The sequence below is a fragment of the Aliivibrio friggae genome, assembly GCF_057368515.1.
Genome location: NZ_CM170649.1, coordinates 743,312 through 764,969 on the forward strand (window position 1 = coordinate 743,312; position 21,658 = coordinate 764,969).

At 35.2% G+C, this 21,658-nt stretch carries 22 protein-coding genes; 17 read left to right on the top strand and 5 right to left on the bottom strand.

Features of this window, described 5'->3' with window-relative positions:
* Positions 1-61 precede the first annotated feature (61 nt).
* The 8 genes from AC2INI_RS16795 to AC2INI_RS16830 all read left to right on the top strand — a co-directional run bounded on the left by AC2INI_RS16795 (position 62) and on the right by AC2INI_RS16830 (position 9,012).
* Positions 62-1,081, top strand: a complete 1,020-nt coding sequence (locus AC2INI_RS16795; RefSeq protein ID WP_174213420.1) for a penicillin-binding protein activator LpoB — start codon at positions 62-64, stop codon at positions 1,079-1,081.
* 2 nt (positions 1,082-1,083) lie between these two features.
* Positions 1,084-2,631 (top strand): hypothetical protein, encoded by a 1,548-nt coding sequence (locus AC2INI_RS16800; RefSeq protein ID WP_122032563.1) that lies wholly within the window; start codon positions 1,084-1,086, stop codon positions 2,629-2,631.
* Entirely contained in the window at positions 2,631-3,626 is a 996-nt protein-coding gene (locus tag AC2INI_RS16805; protein WP_486305773.1) for a hypothetical protein, read from the top strand. The genes AC2INI_RS16800 and AC2INI_RS16805 overlap by 1 nt, the downstream gene beginning before the upstream one ends.
* On the top strand, positions 3,623-5,236 hold the full coding sequence (locus AC2INI_RS16810) for a hypothetical protein (protein ID WP_486305774.1): 1,614 nt from the start codon (positions 3,623-3,625) through the stop codon (positions 5,234-5,236). Before AC2INI_RS16805 ends, AC2INI_RS16810 begins: the two co-directional genes overlap by 4 nt.
* Positions 5,237-5,304: 68 nt before the next feature.
* On the top strand, positions 5,305-5,919 hold the full coding sequence (locus AC2INI_RS16815; protein ID WP_122032566.1) for an LPP20 family lipoprotein: 615 nt from the start codon (positions 5,305-5,307) through the stop codon (positions 5,917-5,919).
* Between the two features lie 4 nt (positions 5,920-5,923).
* Positions 5,924-7,084 carry a transglycosylase SLT domain-containing protein gene (locus AC2INI_RS16820; RefSeq protein WP_122032567.1) on the top strand — a complete coding sequence of 387 codons (1,161 nt, stop codon included), beginning with the start codon at positions 5,924-5,926 and terminating at the stop codon, positions 7,082-7,084.
* Position 7,085: 1 nt separating this feature from the next.
* Positions 7,086-8,039: an LPP20 family lipoprotein gene (locus tag AC2INI_RS16825; RefSeq protein WP_122032568.1), complete on the top strand. Its 954-nt coding sequence runs from the start codon at positions 7,086-7,088 to the stop codon at positions 8,037-8,039.
* 802 nt (positions 8,040-8,841) lie between these two features.
* A complete protein-coding gene (locus tag AC2INI_RS16830; protein ID WP_162922438.1) occupies positions 8,842-9,012 on the top strand; it encodes a hypothetical protein in 171 nt (56 codons plus the stop codon).
* A 107-nt stretch (positions 9,013-9,119) separates the two neighbouring features.
* Here the strand turns inward: AC2INI_RS16830 and AC2INI_RS16835 are convergent, their stop codons facing one another.
* Genes AC2INI_RS16835 through AC2INI_RS16845 form a run of 3 tightly spaced genes read right to left on the bottom strand, consistent with a single transcriptional unit; the run spans position 9,120 to position 11,458 of the window.
* The gene (locus tag AC2INI_RS16835) at positions 9,120-10,244 is read right to left on the bottom strand and encodes a M20 family metallopeptidase (RefSeq protein WP_122032570.1); all 1,125 of its coding nucleotides are present in this window, start codon (positions 10,242-10,244) and stop codon (positions 9,120-9,122) included.
* Between the two features lie 9 nt (positions 10,245-10,253).
* Complete coding sequence (locus AC2INI_RS16840; protein WP_045104213.1) at positions 10,254-10,721, bottom strand: YjiG family protein; 468 nt, start codon at positions 10,719-10,721, stop codon at positions 10,254-10,256.
* Complete coding sequence (locus tag AC2INI_RS16845; RefSeq protein ID WP_122032571.1) at positions 10,721-11,458, bottom strand: nucleoside recognition domain-containing protein; 738 nt, start codon at positions 11,456-11,458, stop codon at positions 10,721-10,723. Before AC2INI_RS16845 ends, AC2INI_RS16840 begins: the two co-directional genes overlap by 1 nt.
* A 317-nt stretch (positions 11,459-11,775) precedes the next feature.
* On the opposite strand from AC2INI_RS16845, the gene AC2INI_RS16850 reads away from it, so the two are divergent.
* Together AC2INI_RS16850 and AC2INI_RS16855 are read left to right on the top strand one after the other, a co-directional pair.
* Positions 11,776-11,970: a hypothetical protein gene (locus AC2INI_RS16850; RefSeq protein ID WP_122032572.1), complete on the top strand. Its 195-nt coding sequence runs from the start codon at positions 11,776-11,778 to the stop codon at positions 11,968-11,970.
* 178 nt (positions 11,971-12,148) lie between these two features.
* Positions 12,149-12,949 carry a mechanosensitive ion channel family protein gene (locus AC2INI_RS16855; RefSeq protein ID WP_122032842.1) on the top strand — a complete coding sequence of 267 codons (801 nt, stop codon included), beginning with the start codon at positions 12,149-12,151 and terminating at the stop codon, positions 12,947-12,949.
* A gap of 92 nt (positions 12,950-13,041) precedes the next feature.
* Here AC2INI_RS16855 and AC2INI_RS16860 read toward each other — a convergent pair whose 3' ends face one another.
* Positions 13,042-13,785: a LuxR family transcriptional regulator gene (locus AC2INI_RS16860; protein ID WP_122032573.1), complete on the bottom strand. Its 744-nt coding sequence runs from the start codon at positions 13,783-13,785 to the stop codon at positions 13,042-13,044.
* A 240-nt stretch (positions 13,786-14,025) separates the two neighbouring features.
* On the opposite strand from AC2INI_RS16860, the gene AC2INI_RS16865 reads away from it, so the two are divergent.
* The 7 genes from AC2INI_RS16865 to luxG all read left to right on the top strand — a co-directional run bounded on the left by AC2INI_RS16865 (position 14,026) and on the right by luxG (position 21,127).
* A complete protein-coding gene (locus tag AC2INI_RS16865) occupies positions 14,026-14,607 on the top strand; it encodes an acyl-homoserine-lactone synthase (protein ID WP_486306460.1) in 582 nt (193 codons plus the stop codon).
* A gap of 82 nt (positions 14,608-14,689) precedes the next feature.
* Positions 14,690-16,126: a long-chain-fatty-acyl-CoA reductase LuxC gene (gene luxC, locus AC2INI_RS16870; protein WP_486305775.1), complete on the top strand. Its 1,437-nt coding sequence runs from the start codon at positions 14,690-14,692 to the stop codon at positions 16,124-16,126.
* 15 nt (positions 16,127-16,141) lie between these two features.
* Entirely contained in the window at positions 16,142-17,065 is a 924-nt protein-coding gene (locus AC2INI_RS16875) for an acyl transferase (RefSeq protein WP_486305776.1), read from the top strand.
* 41 nt (positions 17,066-17,106) lie between these two features.
* A complete protein-coding gene (luxA, locus tag AC2INI_RS16880; protein ID WP_486305777.1) occupies positions 17,107-18,171 on the top strand; it encodes a luciferase subunit alpha in 1,065 nt (354 codons plus the stop codon).
* 35 nt (positions 18,172-18,206) lie between these two features.
* Entirely contained in the window at positions 18,207-19,187 is a 981-nt protein-coding gene (luxB, locus tag AC2INI_RS16885) for a luciferase subunit beta (RefSeq protein ID WP_486305778.1), read from the top strand.
* Positions 19,188-19,270: 83 nt separating this feature from the next.
* Positions 19,271-20,413 carry a long-chain-fatty-acid--protein ligase LuxE gene (gene luxE / locus AC2INI_RS16890; RefSeq protein WP_122032579.1) on the top strand — a complete coding sequence of 381 codons (1,143 nt, stop codon included), beginning with the start codon at positions 19,271-19,273 and terminating at the stop codon, positions 20,411-20,413.
* Positions 20,414-20,416: 3 nt separating this feature from the next.
* On the top strand, positions 20,417-21,127 hold the full coding sequence (gene luxG / locus AC2INI_RS16895) for a flavin mononucleotide reductase LuxG (RefSeq protein ID WP_486305779.1): 711 nt from the start codon (positions 20,417-20,419) through the stop codon (positions 21,125-21,127).
* A gap of 68 nt (positions 21,128-21,195) precedes the next feature.
* On the opposite strand, the gene AC2INI_RS16900 is transcribed toward luxG, so the two are convergent.
* Positions 21,196-21,639 carry a dCMP deaminase family protein gene (locus AC2INI_RS16900; RefSeq protein WP_486305780.1) on the bottom strand — a complete coding sequence of 148 codons (444 nt, stop codon included), beginning with the start codon at positions 21,637-21,639 and terminating at the stop codon, positions 21,196-21,198.
* Positions 21,640-21,658 lie beyond the last annotated feature (19 nt).

Here is a 21,658-nt window from a genome sequence, read left to right on the forward strand (position 1 = left end):
TTTCAATTAAAAACTTATTAAAGCCGGTGATTATTTACCGGTTTTTTTTTGAGAGGATAAAATGAAAAAGATCTCATATTTATTAGTCGTATCTTTATTTTTGGTTGGCTGCCAATCAACTAGTTTAAAAGTAAATTCTGAAGCTGATATTGAATCAAATTCTCAAATAGAGAAAGTCAGTAGAGACGCTTTATTCGAAAGTGAAAATATTGAATTACCAAGCAATTACGATGTAAAAGCATTTAATAAAATGAGTATTGCAGCGTACGTAGATCATGTGCGTTTTGAAAAAGATGCTAAAAAGACTCAAATTGATAATGGGATTATCGCCAAATTATTAGAAAATGAGTTGGCAAGAACTAAGCGCTATGAAGTATTAACTCGTAATTGTGATGCTTGTGACTATGAAGTTGCTTTTCAAGCTGAAAATACCGTTGAAGAAGGATCTATTCAACTTGGTGAGCAATTAAATCCTGAATATGTTTTTGAGACTTCAATTGCATTGGGAACTGTGATTAAAAAAATGAGTGATCATAATGAGATCATCTTTAGAAGTTTAGTGACAACAAAAGTCGTTGACCCAACATCGGGCAAAATAATCCACTCATTTGAACCAATTCGTCACAACATGCCAGCTAAACGATTTTTTGCAATGGAAGGAAAGTTTTTAGGTGGTTTTGATTACCGAAAACAAAATGAACTTCAAGAAGCTTACAAAGAAGCTGCTCAAAAAGCAATTCAAGTATTAGTTAATAGAACAATGGATTACTACCCAGTTGGTGGTCGTGTAACAAACTTTAGAAATGGACGTTTTGCTATTGATGCCGGTATCGATCAAGGTTTTGCGACTAAGCAGCCAGTAGTTTTATTTTTAAGTGATGATGGTTTAGATATACCAATCGCCTCTGGTGAAGTAACACCAAAGACTAATGGTGGCTCAGGCGTTATGTTTATTTGGAAAGAAGATGACCTTGATGCTGATGATGTGAAGAAGAAACTAGAAGCGATGGGTAAAGATTACCTTAAGCGCAATAAAATCTATGCAGTATCAGTAGGTACGCCAGAAGACTGGAAACTATAATTATGCTTAAACTACTACGTAATATTTATGCAGGTATCTTAATCACTGCAACAATAAATTTATTTACTATTGGTTCTTTATCTGCGGAACCAATGGATGATGTTTTCTCTATGTTAGAAGATGGAGGTGGAACTCGCACTGGTAAAAATAAAATTGATGGTTATTACGTAGTAGCTATGGGTACATCAAGTCGTTCAAATGAAAATAAAGGCCTTGAAGAAGCAAGAATGGAGGCATTACGTCAATTATCTGAAATGATCAATGGCGTAACCATGAGCGGTAATACTAGTGCTTCAATGAAATATATTACAGTATCAGATGAAAATGGCACTCAAGAGTTTTCTCGAGAAAGTTTCGTTGATGTCGTTAATACTAGCTTCAAAGGTCAACTTTCTGCTGCTAAACAATTGAAATCAGGTAAATACGATGGTGACTATTTTGTTGCAATTGTTATTACACAAACTGATCTTAAACAGGCAGCATCACTTCGCTCAACCGCTAATTCTGGTAATAGTCATTCAGGCAATACAATTATCATTGCCACTGATGCAAGTAATCAATCTATTGCTCAAGTCAAACAAGGAGCTAAAACCGTAGAATCTAAAGGTTTAGCATCAATGAAGGTTGGTGAAACAGAGGCTCGTAAAAAAGCATTAAATGATGCTATTCACAACGCTGTTCAACAAGCACAGGGCGTTATGATGCAGGGCAAGTCTGGCAAATTTAATGATGCAATTGCTGTTGCAATATCAACAAAAACAGAAGGCTATGTAAGTAGCTATGAAATGCTTGATGAAGATATTTCTCGTGGTCAATATTACGTGATTATTGAAGCAATTGTTGATGCAGGTAAATTATTAAATGATGTTAATTTTTATACTCAAGTACTAGGGCAACCTGTTTTTTCTATTAATTCTGAAAATGATAAGAAATCAGATTGGGTGATTGATGAACTTGAGCGCCTTGGATTTACAATTAATGATGGTAAGAAAAAAGCAACGCATACTTTCTATTTAAAGCAAAGACAATCAAATGTAGAAGACCATAAAGGGTCTAAAGGTATTGAAACGGTGCTGAGTATTGTCCTTAAAGATAATAACTCTGGAGACATATTATTTACGATAAATAATAACCCGATGAAAACCCGTATTTATGTTCAGCCAGTATCAAGAGCTAAACAAGTTTCAGAGCATGTTGCTTATAAGCAAATGAAGAAAAAAATGGGTGTTGAAGTAATTCAATCTTTAGCACGTCATGCAGAAAAAGGCATTGTTTATCAAATTGTGTTAAAGAACGCAAAACGAACAGACGTTGATATTTTTAAACATGTTTTAAATAACGGCACAAGTGGAAATGTTGAAACCTGGAAATGGGATAAAAAACATAAAACGATGACATTAGATTACCGTTTTTCAGGACCGTTAAGTGAAGCTTTTGACCAAAGCCTGAAAGAAATATATTCCACATTTAAAAAAGAAGGCAAAGGCCGTAGACCACATATGAAAAAAGTGGAACGAGATGCTGCATACTTTGACATTGTGAGAAGCTAATGAGGTATATTTTATCGATTATTTTGTTATTTATGTCAGTAATGTCGCATGCTAAAAGTTTACGAAGTATCTATGAAGTAGAGCTGGGTAATAAAAAAACAGGGATCTATAAATTAGAGGATTATACCTTTTTTGTAGTAAAACAACCTTGTTTAACTGTAAAAAAATATTCTAATCATAAAGAAGAAAAAGAGGCTAAAAAGAAATATTTTCGTAGTCTGAAAGAATATTTAAGTATTAATGGAATTAAATACAATAAATATAATTGGCCAGAGAATAAATATATAAGAAATGACTTCTCTAAAATAGTATCAGATCGTTACCCAAGTGGTAATGTCCTACAAGTAAGAGAAGTGATCAATAGAAATATAGAAGGATGTATTAGAGAATTTGTTAAAGCTGTTAGTAATGAACAGTTTGTATCTGGGGTGAAACTTTCAGATGCAAGTGTAAAAAAGATTGAATTAGATATACTTGATGGCTATATCACTGATGTTAATATCAATGGTGTTAACGAGTTCTTTAAGGAAAAGAATATAAACATTATTTCAAAAGGAAGCTTTTTCCTTGATAATAAATATCATGTTTTTGATTTTGAATCAGTTTTCCTTGATGATTTAAGTGATGGATTAGATAAGAAGGATCTATCTTTTTCTTTATATAAAGGAACGGAGGTTGATTTTAATGATGGTAAAAACATTGATGGGATAATTGAAAGTAATATATTAGCAATTAACTTTAATAATGAAAATATATTGGCATGGTATCGATTAAATGCATTGTTTAGAGCTTTGAATAATAAAGAACTTGCAACTTATATATCATTTAGAGTTTTTAAAATTTGTCCATTTGATTTGGATAATTGGGTTTATTATATGAAGTCAATTGATGAGAACTCTGTTGAATTCCATACATTTAAAGAAATTTTAATTCATATCAAGAATGAACATAAAATGTCAGATTGGGCAAGAGAACAATTAAAGGAAGTAATATGAAATTTAGAAATATAGGTTTTTTTATTATGCTGTCTAGCTTAAATGTTTATGCAGCAGATTTCATACCTGTAGAGGAACAAAATAATCTAGAGGTAATGACAGAGGTTGCAGAACAACCCTATGAGCAAGAAGAAGTAGAAGATGAGTTATCGGCATCTGAACAATTAGAGAAGTATCTAGAGTCGAAAGATGGTTGGTCAGAAGGTTATAATAGTGAAAAAAAGAGAATATTTGTAATCTCGTCTGTAAGCTTTGTGACACCAGACCCAACAACTGATGATTCTTTTTTACAAAAGCGTTCTAGATTTGCACTAAGAGCTTCAGTTGAAGCAAAGGCGCAAGTTGTACGTTATATGAATGAAGAGATGGAAGCTGTTGATCAATTTACAACACCAGGTACAGATGTTCATGCGAAGTTAAATGCTAAATATATAGAGTTAGAAAATAAATTCATTCAGAAACGTGAAGAAATGTTAAAGTTATTAGCTCAGAAAGATATAGCAGAAGCTGATAAATTAGCAGGTGTAACTTGGGAAGATCAAGTTGAAGAGTTCTTTAATGCTGTTATTAAACAGTTAGATGAATCATACGATCCCAATGAAATAAAGAATGAGAAAGAAGAAAAATATTCATCAATTAAAACTGAATACTTAAAAGTATTAAATGAATATAATACTTTAGAACAAGAAGCTCAAACGATTAGAGGTAATATTTCGGAAGAAAGTTATACTGGAATTAGTGCGTATGCTAAAGCACCAATTATGGGTACATCAATCGTTGCACAATCAGAATCATATATTGATGGTGAATATGAAGTAGCTGTTTTAACTGTTTGGAGTAAAAAACTTGAAAACGCAGCAGCTTCAATATTAACCGGTATTGATTATAAGCCTAAGCCTAAACATGGACTTTCTGTTACTCAATGGTTGAAATCACAAGAATTATCAACCTTAGTTGGACCGCGCCAGTTTGTTGATAAAAATGGTGAGCGTTGGTTTATGGGGGCTTATGCGATGCCTATGAACGTAAAAGGTTCAAAAAAGAATAAAAATAAAAAATTTGCTGATCTGAATGCAAGAAAAGAAACTGCAATGGCACTATATTCAGATATTGAAACATTTGAAGCTTCAGAAGAAATAATGCAAACAATTGAAGATCCGAACGGCAATGAAATGACGAATAGTGCTGAAAGCATCGAATCATCGCTGACAGCAAAACTTAGTAAACGTAATGTTAAAGGTTCTTCTAAATTACTATCTAAGACAGTGAAGCACCCTATCTCAGGACAGAAAATATATGTAGTTGTATATGGAATATCTGGAAAAAGTGCATCTTCTGCTTTAGAAATGCAAAAGGAAACATATCGTTCGGCTGTAAAAGTAAATAAAAATTTACAGAAAAGCATGGCCGTACAGAAGCAACAAGATAAATTTCTTAATGAGAGTAAAAAAACTGTTACTTTAACAAATTCTGAGAGTTTAGACATTAAAAATGATATGGAATCTAAACCCGATCAATCTAACAATTCAACAACTCAAATAAAGAAATCGACAGGTAGTTCAAAAGTATCATTACTAAATGCGCCAACAATTGATGAAGACGATTTTTAATCAAACAAATCATAAATTAAAACAGGGAGTGAACACTCCCTAAAATTAAATAACCAAGAGATATTACAATGAAAAAGATCTTAGCTTTATCGGTAGTGGCAATGGCTTTGGTTGGTTGCCAGTCAACACAACAAGAAAGCAAGCCAGTAGTAGAGAAATCTCCTGCATATTTAGAGTGTAATTTTGGTGGGGAATATTATGAAGTAGCAGCTCCAAAATGGAAATGTGAACCAAATACTAACCGCGAAATGTATGCAAAACAGGCGTCTGGTTCAAGTGCAAATAAATCAGGTGGAGTAGCTCATCAGCGTCAGTTAGCTATTTTAGATGCAAATAGAACACTTGCTGGTCAGTTTAAGACGGATGTAATTGCTACGATTAAATCATCGAGCGGGACGTTAGGTATTGATGGCGCAGCTGGTGGTGCTGGTGCAACTAAAGATGTTTCAGAAGCATTAGTTAATTTCGAACTAAAAGGAACTGAAATCATTCGTACGATGACAGGTCCAAATGGTCATGTTTATGTTCATGTAGGTATGCCACGTGCCGCGTTACAACAGAATATTGATTTAGCGCTTGAGGTTGTACAAGAGAAAGCACCAAACTCCTTACCTACTAATGTAACGCCTGCACAAAATAAGCAGTTATCTGACGATATCGCTAAAGCACTAGAAGGTATGTAATCCAATGACTACGGCTAAATTTGTAAAATCACTTGTAATCGGTTTAAGTTGTTTTTCGAGCTTAGCCGTAGTGCATGCGTCTGATTCAGTTGATGCTTTTGAAAAGAAGAAAGCGAGTATGCTTTCTTCTTTTGAAAGCTCTAAAAAAGAGAATGTTGATAAATTTGAACAGTCTAAGACTTCTTATTTATCTGCTTTTAATAAAGCAAAAGAAAAGTTAAGTAAAACATGGGATATTCCAGAACTGACGAATAAATCAAAGTGGGTTCAATATTCTAATAATGATCAAGTAAAACGTTCTGTAGATTTTGAAACCGGTAGTGTTGTGGTTGAGGTTGTTGGTAATGATCTTTCAGAAGAACAAATAAATAAAATCATTAAAGGCCAAGTTTCTGAGCTAGAAAATCAAACAACAACAAATGCCTATACTAAAGATAGTGTATTAGCAGCGACAAAAATAAAACCTAATAAAATAGAATCAAAAGCGAAAGTGCTACCAGATGTCAGCTCTAAAGAATTATTGATGGCACAAACAAAGTCGAGTTACACGCAGAAAAATGGATTGAAAGTAACTCGTGTTAGCATGGCCGTACCGCAGAATAAAGTTGCCAAACGAGCTATGATCTATCTGCCACATGTGAGTAAAACTTCGGAGAAGTGGGGGGTTGAACCTGAGTTAATCCTTGCGATTATGCATACCGAAAGTCACTTTAATCCAATGGCACAATCTCATATTCCTGCTTATGGTTTAATGCAAGTCGTCCCGACATCTGCGGGTAGAGATGTGACTAAGATCTATTTAGGGAAAGAACAATTACTTTCCCCTGAAATACTATTTAATCCAGAATTCAATATTGATATAGGTACTGCTTATCTAAATATTTTGGACACTCGTTATTTAAAACGAGTTGATAATAAACAGTCACGGTTGTATTTATCTATTATCTCATATAATGGTGGGATTGGTGCAGCAGCAAAAGTAATTAATGGTAACCGAAATTCAAAATTATCATCATTAGCTGTTAATGCAAACAAACTAACCCCTGATGAGATTTATCATAAATTATCTAAAGACCATCCTGCGAAAGAAGCACGAGATTACTTAAAAAAAGTAAATGATAAACGAGAGTATTACGCTAAAGTGCTGAATACAGGCAGTATGTAAAATGAGAATTACATTCATTCTTTTAGGTTTATTACCTAGTCTAGTTATCGCTGCCCCATCTTGGTACGATAATCCAGAACTTAATTCTAACCAATATATAGGTTCGGGTTTAGGTGAAAGTATTGGTTTAGCAAAACAAGAAGCTATAAAACAGATCTCATTTACTCTTTCTTCTACTATATCTAGCAGTCTAAACGAAACAATAAAAACCGTGGGTAACAGCGGAATAATGGAAACAAAATCATCTACGGAAATGGTAAATAAATCAATTTTATTGCCTAAAATCACATGGAAACATATAGAAGCAGAACATGGGATTTACTACACTCAAGGTAGTGTGGATAAAACTGAAGTTATTAAGTTGTATGAAAATACGCTTCGCTCTCAATCAAAACGATTTGATTATTTATTAAGCGAAAAGGAAATTGATCTATCAGATTATCTAGCTATAACCCAATCATCTGAAGCTTTGCAAACACACCTCATTCAGTCGACAATCATAATGTCAGGATCTGAAATTGCTAAAAATGAATACAATAAGGTAATGAGTATTCTAGATAAGAAAAATGCGTTTAAAAACAGTATGTGTATGACGGTAACATATAAAGGGCATTCTTCTTTTGAAAGAAAAATGTTACAACCATCGATTGAAAGTGCGATTCAGAACTCTGGTTTAAAGCTAAAATCAGAGTCTTCATGTGAATTAGTCACTTTCAATTCAAATAGTACAACAAGTAAAAATAATGGGATCCGAACTGAAAGTGTAAAAATACACATTAGTTTGGGAAGCCCTGCTATTGCATCAAAAGTAATATCAGTTATTGGTAGTAGTTCGGGTTCAAAAAAAGCAGCAATGAGTGATGTTTCGAGTAAATTTTTATCTCATTTTGATCAACGTAATAATTTAGTACACTACCTTTTAGATTCAAATTTACCTGAGCTAACTATAAAATAATGTCAATAATCATCGGATTGATGACTCTTTTCTTTCTTTTGTTCATTCAGAGGCAAGTTGAGTTATATACAACAGCAAAACTTACACGATTAGGTTATCCAAAACTTAGGTTTGCTACTGCATTTATTGGTGTACCTGCCCATGAGATCTCACATGCCATTGCATGTTTGATATTCGGGCATAAAATCAATGAAATTAAGCTATTACAGTTTAATGGTACACCTACACTGGGTTATGTTAACCATAGTTACTCTAAAAGGAATGTTTATCATAGAATAGGCAATTTATTTATTGGGCTAGCACCGATATATATAGGCTTAATATTGTGCGTTTTATTTACTAAATTGCTATTTTCAGAAATAGATTTCGCCTCATTCAACAGACCTATTTATAATGATTTACTGGAAATCACAAGGTTTACAGACATCGTAGGGTTATTCATCAGTAATCTGTTTTCTAGTATAGATTTACACGTAATATTATTCACAGAAAGTAATGTCAAATATTTTATTTGGTTGTTTGTTATATCATCTATTATTACACACATAATACCTTCTTCATCAGATTTTGAAGGTGTTAAAGATGGACTAATATTTTTAATATTACTCGTTTCATTATTATTATTTACTTTTGGTGTCTCAGTAATAAGTTCAATGTTATTACCCGTAATTTTGAATTTGGTTTCAGTTCTATTATCGTTTTATATAGTGATTATTCTTACAAGTATCATTTTGATTTGTACTGCTAAATTATTGAACTCAATTTTATAGAGCTTTTTAAATTATTAATTAGAGGTTTTTTCATGTTTAAAATTTTTGCACTTATATTTATCTGTGTCGGTATTTACCTTGGAATGAACTATTCAGATGAAATTGAAAGTATTATGGATACTGATGTTTTTGAACAAGTTCAAGACAAGGTAGAAAATAGCAAAGACCTAGTTATTGATAAGCTTGAAGAAGCTAAGAATTAATTAAATAACACGGTTTTTCAGTAGATTAGTGGCGTTCCCAACGAACATAAAAAACAGCGAGCACTTAGGCTCGCTGTTTTTATTTTTAACCCTGAATAAGTAGAGATCTACTTCGCCAGTTTAGTCAGTACACTCATTAACAACTTGATACGTGGTTCGATTGATTCAAGTAGCAAGTACTCATCGGCACTGTGGAAGCCTGCACCGATTGGACCTAAACCATCTAATGTTGGAACACCTAAGATTGCGGTGTTGTTAGCATCAGAGCCGCCGCCTACTTCTTTCCAGTTGATATCAATGTTTAGCTCTTGAGCTGATTCTTCAATCATAGCCATTAATGATTCTGTTAAATCAGATGGCACCATTGATGGTTTGTACGCTTCACGCTCTAGAGTGATAGTGACACCGTCAACAAATGGCGTTTCAATCATGCCGTTTAGCGTAGTATCTACTTGATCGTATTCTGAGTTATCCCAGAAACGAACATCCACAATCGCCGTTGCTAAATCAGGAACGATGTTTGCGCCAGCACCACCAGAAACTACACCAACATTTAATGTCGTGCCTGATTCAAAGTCAGTCATCGCATTCGCCGCTAAGATCCAGTTGGCCATTTCAGTGATAGCACTGCGACCATTTTCTGGTTCGTTACCAGCATGAGCTGCTTTACCATTGAAGGTCATTTTATAGCGAGCCATGCCTTTACGAGCTTTAACTAAGCCACCATCCGCACGAGCTGCTTCTGCGACTAATACGTTTTTCGCTTTCTTAGCTGTTTCTTGGATCCAATCAACTGAATCTAAAGAACCCGTCTCTTCATCTGGGTTCATGCAGACACAAATAGACAGTTTATCTAATACCGCTTGGTCTAGGTTACGCAGTGCATACACCACGTTTAATAGACCCGATTTCATATCAGAAACACCAGGGCCATACGCTTTTTCAGCATCCATAGACATTGGGCGCTCTGCCGCAGTACCGACAGGGAAAACCGTATCCATGTGACCAATCATCATTACATCAATATGTTCAGCATCTGGTTTGTTACGAACTTCAAGACCAACGCCTGCTTTACCACAATCAATGCGCTTAACAGACCAGCCGTTCATTGCTTCGTATTTTGCAGCCATATGATTCGCAATTACTTCGATGCCTTCAACGGTATACGTACCGCAATCCACATCAATCAGTGGGCGTAGCTCTTCTAGATAATCGTTTAGAGAAAAATTCATCTTGAGTCCTTATAGAATCATGTTCATAACAAACATAGCACCGAATGCGTTCAATACTGAAATTGCAATCATTACTGGAATATAGCGGCCTTCAGTACCTATAGGACCCATGATGCGGCCCATATACTGTACTTGCGAGCCCATTAGGTAAATCGCAGGTGCAAGAATGGCAATGTGGTTACCATCTAAAATACCTTGGTCAAACAATGTGATAACTACACCAACCGCGCCACCCATTGACATCCATGCGCCAATTAATACTGCAGCAGCTTCACCCGGTAAACCAAAGACAGCCATGATAGGAGAGAACAGAGTTCCCATTAGTTCAAGAGCACCAGTGATCTGAAGTGCTTTAATGATAACAAACGCCATTAGTACGTTAGGAACCGTTGAAGTGGTTGCAATAACCCAGCCTTTTTTAGCGCCTTCAACGAAGATGTCAGTCACCATTGGTTTTTTCGCTTTAACGTCGCTCATTATGCAGTCTCCTCAGTCATTTTCTTGTCTTGCTTATCGCTGTCTTGGCCTTCTTTACCTTCCGTAATGTTTAGGTAAATACGGAATAAGTTTGCACCAACAAATTTGAAAGCAAACATCACAACAACCGCTAGGCCGATAGAAGAAGGAACCGCCAAAGAACCATCAGGATTTGTTAACGTAAATAGCACCGCCCCAGACGAGAAGAAGTTTACAATTGCTGCACCAGCAGTGAATTGGAACATAGTGAAGATGTCGGTTTCGCGTTTAGTTAAATGTTTTTCGTCTTTTAATTGACGAGTCATCGCCGCACCCGCATCGGTACTTTGTAATGAGGCGATTAAAGCCAAACCAGAGTTACCAGGAATACCCATTAAAGGACGTAGAAGAGGAGTAAGCAGTTTACGAGCTGCGTTAAGTGCGCCGTAATGCTCAAGAACATTGATCATACCTAATGCAAACATCACGGTAGGGATAAGAGTTAATGCAAAGATGAAACCGTCACGAGCACCACTACCGCCTTTACCGCGTAGTGAAGTTGTTGCTGCTTGAACACCATCCGCTGTTTCAGAAACAGAATAAGCGACTTGTCCAAAAGAGCCATTTAGCGTGGTGAAATCGAGAACACCATACCATTCGTTAGATTGCATTAAGCCAGAAAAGAACACAACAGCGAAGGCGAGAGCCACGTAGCTGCCAATACCGACTTTAGAATCTTTGTCAGTCGATTGAGTCATAATTACCTCGTTTAAAAGTTAAGATTAGAAATTGTAAGTGGTTAACTATTTAGTGGTATTGTGCGTTAATCTGGCTTATGGGATTTGATACGTATCAATAACTATTTCTAAAAGTAATATTCTATATATGAAGATTATTATTTTGTGATCTATCTGAAATTGTAGAGTTTTATGTTGATTTGTTGTTTAATTTTGTCTTTTGTTATTTTTAATAGAGGATTATATATTGAGTCTTTTTATATCAAGATAGGCTTGTTCATCTTCCATTCAGAAATGAGGTGATAGAGTGAGACTTCATTTATAGAGAGAGTAAAAATATGAAACAGTTATTTGCAACGATAGTCGCTTTGTTTGTTGGTTTTTTTGTTCTTGTTTCAAGCTTATTTTTTGCGATTGGATTGAGTATTGTTGGCTTTATTATGTCAAAAACACAGAGCAAGAGAATGAGTACTAAAGAAGACAGAGAAGCGAGAATTATTGAAGGTGAATACTCTGACGTGACGAATTATTAATCAATTGAGAGCCATTGATTAGTATAAAGTGAATCAAGTTCGAGGAAATGGGGCGATAGGGATGAAATTATTGCTTACCTATGGGATATTTACCGTTGATTTTAGAAAGCAGCGGTAAATAGAAGAGGTGAGTGTGGATAGACTGTTATTAGTCATAGATTTTTTATTAACACATAAAATGATTTTTAGTGTGTTGATTATTAGCTTTATCTTTTTATTGCGTCATTATGCGGTCAAGAGGATTAGAGGGGATATTCCTTTTTTAACCGAAGATCAGCGAAAATGGATCTCCCGTACCAAAAACGGCTCATTCACCTTCATTGTTATTATTCTATTTATTCTTTGGCAATCAGAGATTAATGAATTTGCTTTATCTGTTACAGCGATCGCAGTGGCATTAGTAGTGGCCTCTAAAGAGATTATTCTTTGTTTTACTGGTTCAATTCAACGTGCGAGTTCACGTTCTTTTCGTATCGGTGATTGGATAGAAGTTGGTTCCTTGTGTGGTGAAGTGATTGAGCACAATATGATGGCAACTGTGATTCAAGAGATTGACTTGCATCATGGACAGTACGACTACACCGGAAAAACAGCAACCTTACCTAATAGTATGTTCTTCACATACCCAGTCAAAAACCTTAACTTCATGAAGCGCTATGTTTATCATAACTTTTCTATTTGTGTAAAAGAGTTTGTAAACTTGTATCCAGTGCTTCCTGACTTATTACATAAAATTGATGTGCATTGTGAAGATTTTATTGATGTCGCTAGACGCTATAATAGTGTGATAGAAAAACATGCAGGGGTTGATTTACCAGGCTCTGAGCCTCATATCCACATCACGACAACGTCACTTGGGGATCAAAAAGTTCACTACATGATTTTTTGCCCAACAGAAAAAGCATCTCATTTGGAGCAACTTATTCGCCAAGATTTTATGGTGATGTATGAAGAGAAGTTTCCTCAGAAAGAGGGTTAAGTAACGTTTTTGTATTAGAGACAGGATTGAATTTTTTATGTGAGCGCGATTTATTTAAGTCGCGCTCATTTTTTATCCGTGTATAAAAGTGATTAATATGAAGGATTGATAGCGCCAGTTAAGATGGCCTTTGAGACGCTTTGACAACGATTGTTCGTACCTAACTTCGTTTGTGAATTGGTGAGATGAAATGTAACTGTGCGTTCAGCACAACCTAGAATTTTAGATATTTCCCATGAGCTTTTCCCTTCACAAGCCCATGATAAGCATTCTTTCTCTCGCTTTGTTAAGTAGGTGCTTGATGTTGGTTTATTTTGATTAATTCTATGATAGCTGTCTAGCAAGGCTGGAATAATAGGAGGGATATTCATGCAAGCATTAGAATAGATATAATCTATATTCTTTTCTTTGTTTGAGTGAGCAAAGCTTATCATTCCAAACCCCCCATTTATGGTATGAATAGGAAAACTAAATCCTGAATGTAATCCTGAGATCTTCGCTTCTTTAATTACATTAGGTTTGCTTTTTTTTTGTGTTTTTTGATCAAAGAGATTCCAAGATATTGGTGAGTGATTAGAGAAGCAATAATCGACAATTGGGTCATACTTTATTAAGTTTTCTTCATCATAATAGTCGCGCCATTGTTTTGGGTAATTGTCTAATATTAATACATCTGATTTGATCATCGACTTTGGGTTTATAATTGCGAAAAGATAATATTCGCAATGGATCATATCTGTAAGTTTTTCTAAATTATTATCTATATCCTGATATTTTTTAGATGTTTGAATACTATTAACTAATTCAAGTGTTGAATCTATATTCTCAATGTTCATTTGTTAATCCCCTAGTTAGTCTGATTAAAGTTTAATATTTGTTACTTTTATAATTATATTTTTGCGTGTTATATATCATTAAAACAGGTGTTTAGTGAAAAATGTTTACTATAAACATAGCTTGCATCACACAATGGTATAAGTAAGTTTAAATGTAGGTTTAATGTTAATCACCTGTAGAGTTGTACAGGTTTACGAATGAGATTTGATTGTTATAGTGACCAAAACGAAGGAGTTATGATGGCTATAATGATTAAAAATGCAGAATTTACTACAATCTCAAAAGGTGAGTATTTAGGGATATTAAGTCTTCGATATCAGGTTTTTAAGAAAAGATTACAATGGGATTTAGCATCTGAAAATGATTTAGAATCTGATCAGTATGACAATGACTCAGCAGAATATATTTATGCGTGTGATGACAGCCGAAATGTAAATGGATGTTGGAGGTTATTGCCGACTACTGGTGATTATATGTTAAAAAGCATATTTTCTGAATTACTCGGCCATCATAAGGCACCCAGTGACCCTCAAGTGGTGGAATTAAGTCGTTTTGCGGTAGGAAAACGTACTTCAAAAATGAATGAATCTGTTAGTGAAATAACTATGAAGTTATTTGAAGCAATATATTTTCATGCAATTAAAAATGACATAAAAGAATACGTAACAGTTACATCTATTGCGATTGAACGACTTTTAAAACGTATGAATATTCCTTGTGAACGAATTGGAGACCAAAAGGTTCATTTATTAGGTGAAACTAAATCTGTTGTATTATCAATGCCTATTAATAATATGTTTAAAGAAGCAATAGCAAGTTGATATATCTGTATTAAGAATGCAATGACCTGACGATATATTAATATCGTTAGTTGGCTATTTAATGATTGTGTATAGGATTATAATGAAAAAAAATATCCCAATGATAATCTCTGGAATAATAAAAGAGAGTGAAAATACATACGCTAGGGAGGTGTTATTAAACGATAATACCTTATTTATTACAATTCCAGATGAGGTAAATATAGATCTTGCTATAAATAATAACGTAAAGAATAAATTGACATTAAATCAGACCATTAATTTTTTATATACTGTTGGACAGCGTTGGAAAAGTGAAGAATACACACGTCGCCGAGCTTATATTCGGGATTTAGAAAAATATCTTGGCTATTCGAGCGAAATGGCAAAGTTAGAAGCAAATTGGATTGCGATGCTATTGTGCTCAAAAAGTGCACTGTATGATATTGTAAAAAACGATTTAGGTTCACAGTATATTACTGATGAATGGCTACCTCAGGGAGATTGCTATGTAAAAGCGTTGCCTAAAGGAAAGTCTGTTCATTTACTCGCGGGTAATGTCCCCTTATCGGGCGTTACTTCTATTCTCCGAGCTATTTTAACTAAAAATCAATGCATCATTAAAACCCCAGCAGCAGACCCATTTACTGCAAATGCCTTAGTTTCTAGTTTTATTGATGTTAATGCTGAACACCCAATCACAAGGTCTATGTCGGTCATGTATTGGTCGTATCATGAAGACATGAGCTTACCGCAAAGGATAATGGATAGTGCAGATGTTGTGGTTGCGTGGGGAGGTGAAGAGGCAATTAAGTGGGCGGTTAACCATACACCTCCTCATGTGAACATTTTAAAATTTGGTCCTAAGAAAAGCCTAACTATTGTTGATAATCCAGAAGATCTTATCGAATCGGCGACTGGCGTTGCGCATGATATTTGTTTCTATGATCAACAAGCGTGCTTTTCAACTCAAAATATTTACTACATTGGCGGTAGGTTAAACGAGTTCATTAATGAGCTTGAGAAACAACTAATGCTATATGCTCGAATTTTACCGAAAGGCGACCAAAGCTTCGATGAAAAAGCGGCATTCAGTTTAACAGAAAAAGAATGTTTGTTTTCCGGTTACCAAGTAAGAAAAGGAGAAAATCAGAGTTGGCTACTAATAGAATCACCATTAAATAGTTTTAATAATCAGCCACTGTCTCGCTCTGTTTATATCCACCAAATTTATAATATTGCAGACGTATATCCATTTATTAATAAGTATACAACTCAAACTGTTTCTATTACGCCATGGGATTCTTCATTTAAATATAGAGATCAATTGGCTGAATGTGGGGCGGAACGAATTGTTGAGTCGGGTATGAATAATATATTTCGTGTTGGAGGTTCTCATGATGGCATGCGACCACTTCAGCACCTCGTTAATTACATTTCACAAGAAAGACCCTCTACTTATACCACTAAGGATGTTGCAGTAGAGATAGAACAAACCCGTTATTTAGAAGAAGACAAGTTTCTTGTTTTTGTTCCATAACCAAAAGGATATTACATGGAAAATACAGACACGTTCTCAACCATTGATCATGTTATTACTCTTGTAAATGGTCAAACCATTAGGGTTTGGGAAACGTTGCCCAAAGAAAATACAAAGATAAAAAATAACACGATCCTCATTGCTTCTGGTTTTGCTCGACGAATGGATCATTTTGCTGGTCTTGCAGAATACCTATCAAGTAATGGATTCCATGTCATTCGTTATGATTCTCTTCATCATGTAGGTTTAAGCAGTGGTGATATTAATGAATTCTCCATGACGATCGGAAAGAATAGTTTATTGACGGTCATTGATTGGCTTAATGAACGCGGTATTAATAACTTGGGGCTTATTGCCGCCAGTTTATCTGCTCGAATTGCTTATGAGATAGCGAATGAAATAGACATTTCTTTCTTAGTGACTGCGGTTGGTGTTGTTAACTTGCGGGATACATTAGAGCGAGCACTAAAGTACGATTATCTTCAATTAGCGATTCATGATTTACCCGAAGATTTAGATTTTGAGGGACATAATTTAGGTTCAGAGACTTTTGTTACCGATTGCTTTAAGTATGAGTGGGACACGTTACATTCGACAATTAACAAGATGAAAAACAGCGATGTTCCATTTATTGCATTTACGGCTAACGATGATAATTGGGTTAAACAAGATGAGGTTATTACATTAATTAATACGCTTGATCCTAAAAAGTGCAAACTGTATTCATTAATTGGTAGCTCACATGATTTAGGGGAAAACCTTGTTGTTTTAAGAAATTTTTATCAATCAGTAACGAAAGCCGCAATGGCTTTAGATAAAGGATCTTTAGATTTAGAGTTCAAAATCATCGAACCAAAATTTCAAGAGGTGACGAGTGTGACAGTAAAAGAACGTCGATTAAAAAGCCAAATTGAAAATGAATCTTTCATATTGGCCTAGTTCGATAGCGTAAACGACATATCACAATAAAGGAAGATATTATGAAGTTCGGAAATATTTGTTTTTCATACCAACCACCTGATGAAAGTCATAAACAAGTAATGGACCGCTTTGTTCGGCTTGGCGTTGCATCTGAAGAACTGGGTTTTGATACTTATTGGACTCTTGAACACCATTTCACAGAATTTGGCCTTACAGGGAGTCTTTTTGTGTCAGCCGCGAATATACTGGGACGAACCAAAACTCTGAAAGTAGGAACAATGGGAGTGGTTATTCCAACTGCTCATCCAGTTCGTCAGGCAGAAGATGTTTTGTTATTAGACCAACTGTCGAAAGGGCGTTTCAACTTTGGTGTTGTGAGAGGGTTGTATCATAAAGACTTCCGAGTGTTTGGGGCTAATATGGAAGAGTCTCGTGAAATAACACAAGATTTTCATAAGATGATTACTAATAGCTTTAAAACTGGAACCATTAGCACTGATGGTAAACATATTGATTTCCCTAGTGTTGAGATTTATCCAACGACATATTCAAAAGAAATATCAACGTGCATGACTGCAGAATCAGCTAGCACAACAGAATGGTTGGCGAGCCAAGGGCTTCCTATGGTTCTAAGCTGGATTATCGGAACGAATGAGAAGAAGGCACAAATGGAACTCTATAATGAGATCGCGACAGAGTATGGTCACGATATTACCAAGATTGATCATTCATTAACCTACATTTGTTCTGTGGATTACGATAGAGAAAAAGCGCGCGAAATTTGTCGAAAATTCCTAGTAAATTGGTATGAGTCTTATGTTAATGCCACAAATATCTTCAGTGATAGTAATCAGACTCGTGGTTATGATTACCATAAAGGACAGTGGCGAGATTTCGTTTTACAAGGTCACACAAATACAAATCGACGTGTTGATTACAGCCATAATCTCAATCCGGTAGGAACGCCTGAAGATTGTATCGATATCATTCAGCGTGACATTGATGCTACAGGTATCACCAATATTACGTGTGGTTTTGAAGCTAACGGTACTGAAGATGAAATAATAGCATCCATGGAGCTTTTCATGACAGAAGTCGCCCCTTTCTTAAAAGACCCTAAGTGATCATAAATACATTTTAATAGCGTAAGGAGTACATTATGAAATTTGGATTATTTTTCCTCAACTTTCAAGTTGATGGATCTACCTCCGAAGAAACGCTCGATAATATGATAAATACGGTAACGCTCATTGATTCTGAAAAATACCATTTTGATACCGTTTTTGTTCATGAGCATCATTTTTCGAAAAATGGCATTATAGGCGCTCCAATTACCGCGGCTGGATTTTTACTTGGGTTAACAGATAAGTTGCACATTGGTTCATTAAATCAGGTGATAACAACTCATCATCCTGTTCGTATTGCTGAAGAAGTCAGTTTATTGGATCAAGTATCTGAAGGGCGTTTTATACTTGGTTTTAGTGATAGCAAAAATGACTTTGAAATGATATTTTTTAAACGTAATATCCTGTCTCAACACACACAATTTGAAGCTTGCTACGCCATTATTAATGAGGCATTAACGACAGGTTATTGTCACCCTCAAAATGATTTTTATGATTTTCCTAGAGTGTCAATTAACCCTCATTGTTATAGTGAATATGGCCCTAAACAATATGTTGTTGCAAGCAGTGATGAAGTAGTCGCTTGGGCTGCGAGAAAGGGGTTACCGTTAACCTTTAAATGGGATGACGATCTTAATATGAAAGAAGAGTATGCCTTACTTTATAATAAAATAGCGACACAATATTGCGTTGATACTTCAAAAATAGATCACCAATTAACCGTTATTGTTAATCTAAATGCTGATGGTGACATAGCTCGTGAAGAGGTTAGGCAATATTTAGAAAGTTATATTATAGAAACTTGGCCAAATATCGACCCAGAAGAAAAAATGAATAGGATCATTCAAGAGAATGCAGTGGGAACGGATAGTGATTATTATGAATCGACTAAATTAGCGATTGAAAAAACCGGCGCCTCGACTGTTCTTTTATCTTTTGAATCAATGAGAGATCAAAATAACATTGAGAATGTTATTAATATGGTCAATCAGAAAATTCATCAGAATCTTACTTAATCATGATTAAATAATGGCAGATTTCTTCTGCCATTATCTATATCTTATAATGCTAATTATTACTTTAATAATTTGGAGTATATATGAGTATTCAGGTATCTGTTGAGAAGCATGAAATTATAGCAAGCTCAGAAATTGATGATCTTATTTTTATGAGTTCTCCGCAAGAATGGACATTTGAAGAGCAACAAAGAATACAAGATAAACTAGTGAGAGAAGCGTTTCACTTTCACTATAATCGAAATGAAACTTACCGAAATTATTGTGTCACTCAACACGTTAGTGAAAACATTCACACACTTGACGATATTCCTGTATTTCCAACCTCTGTTTTTAAGCAATTGAAAGTCCATACTGCAAGTGAAGCCGAAATAGAAAATTGGTATACCAGCAGCGGAACCAGTGGAGTCAAAAGTTATATTGGACGTGATCGTCTCAGTATTGAACGTTTATTAGGATCTGTGAATTTTGGAATGAAATATGTGGGAGATTGGTTTGATCACCAAATGGAGTTAGTTAATCTTGGGCCAGATCGATTTAATACCAATAATGTATGGTTTAAATATGTCATGAGCTTAGTTGAATTACTGTACCCGACAGAGTTCACTGTTAATGATGATGAGATTGATTTTGAAAGTACGATTGATCACCTATTTCGTATTTATTATTCTAAAAAGGACATGTGTTTAATCGGCCCTCCTTATTTTGTTTATCTGTTATGCCAATACATGAAAGAGCATGAAATTCAATTAAAAGCGGGAGATCGCTTGCATGTCATTACTGGAGGTGGCTGGAAATCAAATCAAAGTGAATCGTTAAATCGCAATGAGTTTAATGACATGGTGATGGATACTTTTCACTTATCTAATATCAATCAAATTCGTGACACTTTTAATCAAGTTGAATTAAATACCTGTTTTTTTGAAGACAAACAGCAACGAAAGCACGTACCTCCATGGGTATACGCACGTGCATTAGATCCAGAAACCTTACAACCTGTTGATGAGGGGGAATTAGGCTTATTAAGCTATATGGATGCATCTGCAACAGGTTATCCCGCGTTTATTGTCACGGATGATATTGGCACGGTTCATCATGTAAAAGCGCCTGATGCTTATCCAGGTACGACGGTGAATATTGTTCGACGGTTAAATACCCGAGCACAAAAAGGCTGTGCACTTTCTATGGCAAACATAATGCAAGAAAGAATCGACAATCAGGAGTAGCGTATGCGAGTTAAATGTAAGGTTTTAAAAATAGAGGCGGCTAAAAATCATATTTATAGAGTCTATATTACGCCAAGTGAATCTATTGTGTTTAAGGCGGGGCAATATATCTTTGCCTATTTAGAAGACAACAAAAAACAGCCTTTTTCAATTGCGAGTTGCCCTACTGAGACAGGTACAATTGAGTTGCATATCGGCAGTTCTGACAAAGACAGTTCATTAGAGGCGATGGAGTATTTTGTGGATGCTTTACTTAAAAATTCTACGATTGAAATTGATGCTCCTCATGGTGATGCTTGGTTGCGTGAAGACAGTCGAAAACCTTTATTATTAATCGCTGGTGGGACAGGATTATCTTATATCAACAGCATTCTTAAAAATTGTTTAAATCGACGATTTACTCAGCCGATTTATGTGTATTGGGGAGTAAAGAACAGTGAATTTTTATATATAGATGAAGAACTGAAACTGTTATCAATAAAATACACCAATTTATCTTATGTACCTGTTGTTATTGATGACGATTCAAATTTATGGTCAGGAAAGCGGGGAACGGTGCTTGATGCCATTATGGAAGATTTTATAGATCTTACCTTATTTGATATTTATGTGTGCGGACCACCAATGATGGCAAAAGCAGTAAAAGAACAATTAGTGGCAAAAAAGAAGGCGCAACAAGAACGAATGTATGCAGATGCTTTTGCTTATTTGTAATAATGTTGTGGTATTTATTATTTAATACCACAACATCAATAGCCGGATTAATATTATTCATTATCCGGTTATTTTAATGTATCCAAAGGCAACCACGTCACCTCAACACCTGCTTGAGCAAACATATCTTGGCTGATCTGGATCTTCTCACCCCAACGAGATAAGAAATCTTCGCTCTGCTCAGGGCAATATACTTTTGAAATATCGGTTTGAATGATCTTCGCCGCACAGTTAGGGCAAGGAAAATGAGTAACCCAAATATCACAGCCTTCTAAATCTCGCTTAGCAAATAAAATTGCGTTTTCTTCGGCGTGAAGTGTTTTTAAGTATTTAAGTTCACGATCATCGGTATCTGCGCTGTCGGATACCCCATGTGGATAGCCATTAAACCCAACTGATACAATACGGTTGTGTTTGGTTATGACGGCACCAACTTGTGTTGATGGGTCTTTACTCCACGAACCGACTAATTCAGCCATTTGGAAAAATCGTTTTGCCCATTTAGAAACCATAATTCTGCCCTTTGTTACT

Excerpts from the sequence above, each read along its gene's own strand:
- AC2INI_RS16805 (WP_486305773.1), top strand. The coding sequence starts at position 2,631 with ATGAGGTATATTTTATCGATTATTTTGTTATTTATGTCAGTAATGTCG.
- AC2INI_RS16865 (WP_486306460.1), top strand. The coding sequence starts at position 14,026 with ATGGCTATAATGATTAAAAATGCAGAATTTACTACAATCTCAAAAGGT.
- AC2INI_RS16860 (WP_122032573.1), bottom strand. The coding sequence starts at position 13,785 with ATGAACATTGAGAATATAGATTCAACACTTGAATTAGTTAATAGTATT.
- luxG (WP_486305779.1), top strand. The coding sequence starts at position 20,417 with ATGCGAGTTAAATGTAAGGTTTTAAAAATAGAGGCGGCTAAAAATCAT.
- AC2INI_RS16875 (WP_486305776.1), top strand. The coding sequence starts at position 16,142 with ATGGAAAATACAGACACGTTCTCAACCATTGATCATGTTATTACTCTT.
- AC2INI_RS16815 (WP_122032566.1), top strand. The coding sequence starts at position 5,305 with ATGAAAAAGATCTTAGCTTTATCGGTAGTGGCAATGGCTTTGGTTGGT.
- AC2INI_RS16800 (WP_122032563.1), top strand. The coding sequence starts at position 1,084 with ATGCTTAAACTACTACGTAATATTTATGCAGGTATCTTAATCACTGCA.
- luxA (WP_486305777.1), top strand. The coding sequence starts at position 17,107 with ATGAAGTTCGGAAATATTTGTTTTTCATACCAACCACCTGATGAAAGT.
- AC2INI_RS16850 (WP_122032572.1), top strand. The coding sequence starts at position 11,776 with ATGAAACAGTTATTTGCAACGATAGTCGCTTTGTTTGTTGGTTTTTTT.
- luxE (WP_122032579.1), top strand. The coding sequence starts at position 19,271 with ATGAGTATTCAGGTATCTGTTGAGAAGCATGAAATTATAGCAAGCTCA.
- AC2INI_RS16825 (WP_122032568.1), top strand. The coding sequence starts at position 7,086 with ATGAGAATTACATTCATTCTTTTAGGTTTATTACCTAGTCTAGTTATC.
- AC2INI_RS16845 (WP_122032571.1), bottom strand. The coding sequence starts at position 11,458 with ATGACTCAATCGACTGACAAAGATTCTAAAGTCGGTATTGGCAGCTAC.
- AC2INI_RS16795 (WP_174213420.1), top strand. The coding sequence starts at position 62 with ATGAAAAAGATCTCATATTTATTAGTCGTATCTTTATTTTTGGTTGGC.
- AC2INI_RS16810 (WP_486305774.1), top strand. The coding sequence starts at position 3,623 with ATGAAATTTAGAAATATAGGTTTTTTTATTATGCTGTCTAGCTTAAAT.
- luxB (WP_486305778.1), top strand. The coding sequence starts at position 18,207 with ATGAAATTTGGATTATTTTTCCTCAACTTTCAAGTTGATGGATCTACC.
- AC2INI_RS16900 (WP_486305780.1), bottom strand. The coding sequence starts at position 21,639 with ATGGTTTCTAAATGGGCAAAACGATTTTTCCAAATGGCTGAATTAGTC.
- AC2INI_RS16855 (WP_122032842.1), top strand. The coding sequence starts at position 12,149 with ATGATTTTTAGTGTGTTGATTATTAGCTTTATCTTTTTATTGCGTCAT.
- AC2INI_RS16820 (WP_122032567.1), top strand. The coding sequence starts at position 5,924 with ATGACTACGGCTAAATTTGTAAAATCACTTGTAATCGGTTTAAGTTGT.
- AC2INI_RS16835 (WP_122032570.1), bottom strand. The coding sequence starts at position 10,244 with ATGAATTTTTCTCTAAACGATTATCTAGAAGAGCTACGCCCACTGATT.
- AC2INI_RS16830 (WP_162922438.1), top strand. The coding sequence starts at position 8,842 with ATGTTTAAAATTTTTGCACTTATATTTATCTGTGTCGGTATTTACCTT.
- luxC (WP_486305775.1), top strand. The coding sequence starts at position 14,690 with ATGAAAAAAAATATCCCAATGATAATCTCTGGAATAATAAAAGAGAGT.
- AC2INI_RS16840 (WP_045104213.1), bottom strand. The coding sequence starts at position 10,721 with ATGAGCGACGTTAAAGCGAAAAAACCAATGGTGACTGACATCTTCGTT.